Below are 6,167 nucleotides of genomic sequence, written 5' to 3'. Positions count from 1 at the left end.
GCCGCCCCGCCGTACCCCCCGCCACCCCCCACGACCACCACCCTCCACGTCTCCGTCCACACCATGCCCCACCTCCTCGACCACTGCTTCTACCCGCAACGCCCCGGCTGGCCCGACCTGGAGGACCGCTGGCCGGTCGTGCCCGCGACCACGATCGTGCGGCACATGATGGACGCGGCGCAGGCGGCGGCGCCCGGGATGCGGGCGGTGGCCGTGCACGGTGCCCGGTTCGACCGGTGGCTCACCGCCGTGCCCGCCGTGGACGTACCGATCATGGTCACCCCGGTCCCCGGACGGCCGCACCACCTCGGCGTCGCGTTCGGCCCCACCGCCCGCGCCGTGGTCGAACTCGCCCCCCGCCATCCGGCACCGCCCGCACCCGCGCCCCGCCCGAAGGCCCCCGAGCGCCGTCCCGAGCACACCGCCGCGCAGATCTACCGCGAGCGGTGGATGTTCCACGGCCCGGGGTTCCAGGGCCTGACCGAACTGTCCGCGATCGGCGACCGGCACGTGCGCGGGGTGATCACCGCGCCCGCCGCCCCCGGCGGCCTGCTGGACAACGTGGGCCAGCTGCTCGGGTACTGGATCATGGCGACCCGCACCGAGCGGACCGTCGTCTTCCCCGTGCAGATGCGGCGGATGACGTTCCACGGTCCGCACCCGGCGCCCGGCACCCCCGTCGACTGCCTGGTGCGGATCACCTCGCTCACCGACACGCTCCTCGAAGCCGACGCCGAACTCGGCGTCGGCGGCCGGGTGTGGGCCGTGCTCGACGGCTGGCAGGACCGCCGCTTCGACAACGACCCGACGACCCGCCCCGTCGAACGCTTCCCCGAGCGCCACACCCTCTCCGCCCTCCAGCCGGGCGGCTGGACGCTGCTGCACGAACGCTGGCCCGACCTCGCCTCCCGCGAGCTGATCATGCGCAACTCGCTGGGCGGCGCGGAGCGTGCGCAGTACGCCGCCCACCCGCCACGGGGCCGCCGCCAGTGGCTGCTCGGCCGGATCGCCGTCAAGGACGCGGTGCGGCGGTGGCTCTGGGAGCAGGGCGAGGGGCCCGTCTTCCCGGCCGAGATCCAGGTCCACAACGACGCGGCCGGGCGCCCCCGCGTCACCGGTGTGCACGGCCGGAGCCTGCCCCCGCTGGACGTCTCGCTCGCGCACCGGGCCGAGGCGGGCGTGGCGATCGTACGGCCGCACGGCCCGCACCACGGGCCGGACCGCGGCACCGGCGTCGGCATCGACATCGAGGAGGTCACCGAACGCGGGCCCGCGACCCTCGCCACGGCGCTCGGACCGGAGGAACTCCGGCTGCTCGGCGCGCAGCCCGGTCCGCGGGCGGAGTGGTTCACCCGGTTCTGGGCCGCCAAGGAAGCCGTCGCCAAGGCCGAGGGCACCGGATTCGGCGGCCGGCCGCGGGACTTCAGGGTTCTGGAGGCGGCCCCCGACGGCAGCCGGCTGCTCGTCTCCGGCCGGCTCGACCGCGCCTACCCCGTCCACTGCGCCCGGGTGGCCAACCCGCCCGCCCTGGCACCCCGCGCGTACGTGGTGGCCTGGACCACCGGGCCCGCCACCGCCCCCACCGCCCGGCCCGCCTTCGAAGCCGCCGCACCCCACGATCCCGCAGCCGAGGAGACCCCCCGATGAACCCCCCGCTGATCCCCACCCAGCCGGCCCCCGACGCCGTCCTCGCCGACATCACCGGCATGCTCCGCGAGGTCCTGGCCGAGTACGGCGACGACGACACGGTCATCGGCATGTCCACCACCTTCAACCGCGACCTGGAACTGGAGAGCATCGACCTGGTCACCCTGGCCGGGCTGATGGAGGAGAGGTACGGCGGCCGGGTCAACCTCGCCGAGTTCCTCGCCGGGATGGAGTTCGAGGAGATCATCGGACTGACCGTCGGCAGGCTCGTGGAGTACGTGGTCCGCAGCCTGCGCGGCGCGCAGGCGGGCTGAGCCATGGCGATGGTCGACGCCGGCGGCGTCCGGCTGCACGTCCAGCGCATGGCCCCCGCCGGGGGCGGCACCCCGCACGGCACGGTCGTATTGGTGCACGGGCTGCTCACCGACAGCCTGGCCAGCTACTACTTCACCGTGGCCCCCGGCTTCGCCGCGGCCGGACTGGACGTCCTCATGTACGACCTGCGCGGCCACGGCCGCAGCGAACGCCCCGCCAGGGGCTACACGCTGGACCACAGCATCGACGACCTCACCGCACTCCTCGACCGCCTCGGTGTCACCGGGCCCGTGCACCTCGTCGGCAACTCCTACGGCGGGACCGTCGCGTTCGGCTACGCGACGCGCGCCCCCGAGCGCGTCGCCACCCTCACCCTCGTGGAGTCCGAACCCGCGACCCCGGCCTGGGCGAGCAAGCTCGGCGGCATCCTGCACCGCGTCGTGACCCAGCTCGTCCACAACGAACGGGACGCGATCGCCTGGATCACCGCCAACCGCGGCCACAACACCGCCCGCCTCGCCAAGGGCGCCGCCCGGCTCGCCCGGGAGACCACCCTCGGCCGGGACATCCCCGCCAGCCGGGTGCACACCGAGGCCGAGATCGGTGCCGTGCGCTGCCCGGTCCTCGGGATCTACGGGGGCGACTCCGACCTCGCGGACCTGATCCCGCTGCACGAGGCCCGGCTGACGGACTTCCGGTCCGTGCTGCTGCCGGGGCACGAGCACTCGGTGCTGGTGGAGGCACCGGGCGCGGTCGGCGGGCACATCCTGGACCTGATCCGGGCCGGCGCGGGCGTCGTCCGGTGAGCGGCTTCCTGTTCGTCGTACCGCCGCTGACCGGCCACATCAACCCGGCCGTCGGGGTCGCCGACCGGCTCGCCGCGCGCGGTCACCGGGTGGCCTGGGCCTGCGCCGACCCGGGCCTGGTGCACCGGCTCGCGGGCTCCGGCGCCCCGGTGTTCGGCTGCGCGGGCCCGGTGCCGGGTGGCGCGGGCGTCGAGCGCCCGCCGGACCTGCGCGGCGCGGAGGCGCTCAAGTTCCTGTGGGAGTGGTACCTGCTGCCGCTCGCCGACGCGATGGCGCCCGGAGTGCGCGGGGCCGTCGAGGAGTTCCGCCCGGACGTGGTGGTCGCGGACCAACAAGCCTTCGCCGGAGCCCTGGTGGCCGAGCGGCTCGGTCTGCCGTGGGCCACCTCCGCGACCACCTCGGCCGAATTCAGCGGCGCCTACGACGGGTTGCCCAAGGTCGCCGAGTGGCTGCGGCAGCGGCTGGCCGAACTGCGCGACCGCCTCGGCGATCCCTCGGCCACCGCCGACCCGCGCTCCTCGCCCCACCTCCTGCTGGTCTTCAGCAGCCCCGAACTCGTCGGCCCGCAGGCCCCGTCGGCGCCCCACGTCCACTACGTCGGGCCCTCCCTCGCGGGCCGCCCCGACCAGCCCTTCCCCTGGGAGTGGCTGTCTCCCGGCCGGGCGAAGGTCCTGGTCACCCTGGGCACCGCCAACGCCGACGCGGGCGGCCGGTTCCTCACCGCCTGCCGTGAGGCGCTGCGCGAACGCGCCGACCGGGTGCAGGCCGTACTCGTCGACCCGGGCGGGGTGCTGCCCGCCGAGGAGGGCGGCAAGGACGTGCTGGTCCTGCCCTCCGTGCCCCAACTCGCCCTGCTGGAGCGGATGGACGCGGTGATCTGCCACGCCGGGCACAACACCGTGTGTGAGGCGCTGTGGCACGGCGTCCCGCTGGTCGTCGCCCCCATCCGGGACGACCAGCCGGTGATCGCCGCGCAGGTCGTGGACGCGGGGGCCGGGCTCCGGGTGAAGTTCGGCCGGGTCACCGCCGACCGGCTGGGCACGGCCCTCGACACCGTCCTGCACGACCCCGCCCACCGGGCCGCCGCGGCCCGTGTCCGCACCGCCTTCCGCGCGGCCGGCGGCGCCCCCGCCGCGGCCGCCCACCTGGAACGACTGGCAACGGAGAGCCGATGAGCGACCCCAGCGAAAAGCGGGCGAGGGCCGAACGCGTCGCCGCCCTGCGCCCCGCCTACCGAGCCGATCTCGCCACCGGACCCGCCCGCTTCCTCGGCGTCCGCCGCACCACCTGCCCCTGGTGCGGCTCGGGCCGGCTCAGCGAGCGCCTGCGCACCACCGACCTGCTCCAGCACAAGCCGGGCCGCTTCACCCTCGACCGCTGCGCCGACTGCGGGCACGTCTTCCAGAACCCGCAACTGACCGAGGCGGGACTGGAGTTCTACTACCGGGACTTCTACGACGGTCTCGGCGAGCAGCGGATGAGCGGCACCTTCGGCCGCCGTACCGCCATGTACGAGGGCCGCGCCCGCGCGATGCTGCCGTACGACCCCGCCCCGAAGACCTGGCTGGACGTCGGCACCGGGCACGGCCACTTCTGCGCCGGCGCCCGCGCCGTGCTGCCCGGCACCTCCTTCGACGGGCTCGACTTCACCGACGGCGTCGAACTCGCCGCCCGCGAGGGCCGCGTCGACCAGGCCCACCGGGGCGCGTTCCCGGACCTCGCCCCGGAGCTCGCCGCCCGCTACGACGTGGTGAGCATGTTCCACTACCTGGAGCACAGCACCGACCCCGACCGCGAACTCCGCGCCGCCCACCAGGCCGTACGCCCCGGCGGCCACCTCCTCGTCGAGGTCCCCGACCCGGACAGCCGCTACGCCCGTCTCCTCGGCCGCTGGTGGCTGCCCTGGCTCCAGCCGCAGCACCTGCACTTCATCCCGGCCGGCAACCTGCGCCGCCGGCTCACCGAACTCGGCTTCACGGTCCTCGCCGAACAGCACGCCGAACCGCACGACCCGGTCGATCTGCTCGCCGCCGTCTGGCTCGCCCTGGACCACGCCGCGCCCCGCGAGGACGCCCCCTGGCTGCCCGAGCCCCCCGGTACCCCGTGGCGGGCGCTGCGCGGCGCGCTCCTGCTCGCCGGGGTGCCCGCCCTGCTCACCGCCACCCTCCTCGACCGCCTCGCGATCCGCCCGCTCGCCCAGCGCCTCCACCTCGCCAACGCCTACCGCCTGGTCGCCCGCCGGGAATGAACGTCCCGCGCGTCGGAGCACCTGGACCCGGACCGGCGCCGCGTCCGCCGCGAGCCCGCCGGCCGCCGGGAGCGCCGGTCTCGGCTCCGTACGGGTGGGCGGGGCGCGGTCAGAGCGCCTTGGCCCGGATCAGTGCCGACAGCACGAGGGCGCCGGGCAGCAGGGGGAGCCAGTCCGTCAGTACCCGGTAGCCGATCACGGTCGCCGTCGCGGGGGCGGGCTCCGCGCCGAAGGCGACCAGCGTCCACAGCAGCGCCGCGTCCACCGCGAGCCCGCCGGGCACCGGCGCGGCACCGACCGCCGTGCCGGCCGCCAGGAACGCCAGCGCCACCTCCGCCCAGGACAGCCCGAGCCCGAGCGCGGCCCCGACACAGCCGAGCGCGCCCGCCTGGACCAGCGGCATCGCCACCGCCCCGCCCCACAGCGCCAGCACCCGGCAGGGCCGTGCGTGCACCACCCGGACACCGGCCAGCGCGGTGCGCACCAGCCCGGTCACCGGCCGCCGCAGCGGTCGTACGACCGTCAGCAGCACCCCCGTCCCGGTGACCACCCCGCCCGCGACCGACGCGAGCGGCACCAGGTCCGGTCCGTCCGGCACCAGATCGCCCAGGCGCCGCCAGGCCGGCGAGAGCGCCAGGAACACCAGCAGCACGAGTGTCTTCGCGGTGCCCTTGACCAGCGAGTACAGGCCGATCGAGGCGGTGGCCCGGTCCAGCGGCACCCCCCGCGCCCGCAGGAAGCGCACGGTGACGGCGTGCGCGCCGAGCCCGCCGGGCAGTGCGTGGTTCGCGGCACCCGCGGCGAACTGCGAGGCCAGCAGCAGCCCCGCCGGCAACCGGTCCGGCAGCGCGCCCTGCCGTACGCAGGAGGCCGCCACCCAGGTCAGGCACGTACAGCCGAGCCCGGCCAGCAGCCAGCGGGGATCGGCCGCGACGAGCCGCCGCACCCCCTCGTGCACCACGGACCGGTTCGCGACGGCCCAGCAGAGCGCGATCAGCAGCGGTGCCAGGCACAGGGCCAGCCGCAGGGACCGGCCGGAGACCGACCGGGCGGTCCGGCCGGGGGCACCGGGCCGGGGGCCGTCGGGAGCGGTCAGGAGGGGGGACGGTGCGGACACGGGGACGTCGTCCTTCCGCGGCGGGCCCGGGGGC

General features: G+C 76.1%; 6 protein-coding genes. 5 read left to right on the top strand and 1 reads right to left on the bottom strand.

What is annotated here, in order from left to right; translation table 11 throughout:
* The 5 genes from VT52_RS23185 to VT52_RS23165 form a co-directional block, all read left to right on the top strand.
* The coding region (locus VT52_RS23185; RefSeq protein ID WP_143070904.1) for a 4'-phosphopantetheinyl transferase superfamily protein at positions 1-1,647 on the top strand (1,647 nt) is incomplete at its 5' end.
* Positions 1,644-1,961: an acyl carrier protein gene (locus VT52_RS23180; RefSeq protein WP_046424850.1), complete on the top strand. Its 318-nt coding sequence runs from the start codon at positions 1,644-1,646 to the stop codon at positions 1,959-1,961. The genes VT52_RS23185 and VT52_RS23180, both read left to right, overlap by 4 nt.
* A 3-nt stretch (positions 1,962-1,964) precedes the next feature.
* On the top strand, positions 1,965-2,768 hold the full coding sequence (locus VT52_RS23175) for an alpha/beta fold hydrolase (RefSeq protein WP_046424853.1): 804 nt from the start codon (positions 1,965-1,967) through the stop codon (positions 2,766-2,768).
* Positions 2,765-3,943: a glycosyltransferase gene (locus VT52_RS23170; protein WP_046424856.1), complete on the top strand. Its 1,179-nt coding sequence runs from the start codon at positions 2,765-2,767 to the stop codon at positions 3,941-3,943. Before VT52_RS23175 ends, VT52_RS23170 begins: the two co-directional genes overlap by 4 nt.
* On the top strand, positions 3,940-5,016 hold the full coding sequence (locus tag VT52_RS23165) for a class I SAM-dependent methyltransferase (RefSeq protein WP_046424857.1): 1,077 nt from the start codon (positions 3,940-3,942) through the stop codon (positions 5,014-5,016). Before VT52_RS23170 ends, VT52_RS23165 begins: the two co-directional genes overlap by 4 nt.
* A gap of 109 nt (positions 5,017-5,125) precedes the next feature.
* Here VT52_RS23165 and VT52_RS23160 read toward each other — a convergent pair whose 3' ends face one another.
* Entirely contained in the window at positions 5,126-6,133 is a 1,008-nt protein-coding gene (locus tag VT52_RS23160) for a lysylphosphatidylglycerol synthase transmembrane domain-containing protein (RefSeq protein WP_206306590.1), read from the bottom strand.
* Positions 6,134-6,167: the final 34 nt, after the last annotated feature.

Origin of the sequence: Streptomyces malaysiense (assembly GCF_000980885.2) — a bacterium.
In the GTDB taxonomy this organism is placed as follows: Bacteria; Actinomycetota; Actinomycetes; order Streptomycetales; family Streptomycetaceae; genus Streptomyces; species Streptomyces malaysiense.
Note: the sequence above shows the minus strand (reverse complement) of the source record. Positions and strands in the feature narration are given on the sequence as shown.